This window comes from Wenzhouxiangella sp. YN9 (assembly GCF_056324165.1).
Genome location: NZ_JBJNIP010000026.1, coordinates 1 through 370, shown reverse-complemented (window position 1 = coordinate 370; position 370 = coordinate 1). Strand labels below are relative to the sequence as shown.

Here is a 370-nt window from a genome sequence, read left to right as displayed (position 1 = left end):
CCCGAGACGAACTCGTCGCCGAACTGGTTCGGACACGACTGGACGGTTATGCCGTGAATCGGCAGGAAAGCGAGGACGGCGTGGTGAGCGTCGCGGTCCCGGTCCACGTCTCGTCGGGACTGCGACTGGCGATCAACGCCTCCGCGCCCGTGCAGCGGTTACCGCCGGGCAAGGTCAAGTCCCTAGCGCGGTCACTGCAGGACGCCGCGATCCGCCTCGCCGAACTGTTGGGGTGAACCGGCCCGGGTCGTCGTAGCGCCCATGGATGCGCTGCGCACGCGAACACGCCGCTGATGAGCGTGGCTGCGGGAGCGACCGACCCGCCGCCGTGGGCCTCAGTGCCCGTTGGCCGGATCGTCCGGGTCGCGGG

1 protein-coding gene is annotated in these 370 nt (G+C 70.3%); it reads left to right on the top strand.

Translation table 11 applies throughout. The features are described 5' to 3' along the window. Positions 1-236 (top strand): IclR family transcriptional regulator domain-containing protein (locus ACEWQ0_RS00080; RefSeq protein ID WP_476484114.1); only part of this gene is annotated, 236 nt, incomplete at its 5' end. Positions 237-370 lie beyond the last annotated feature (134 nt).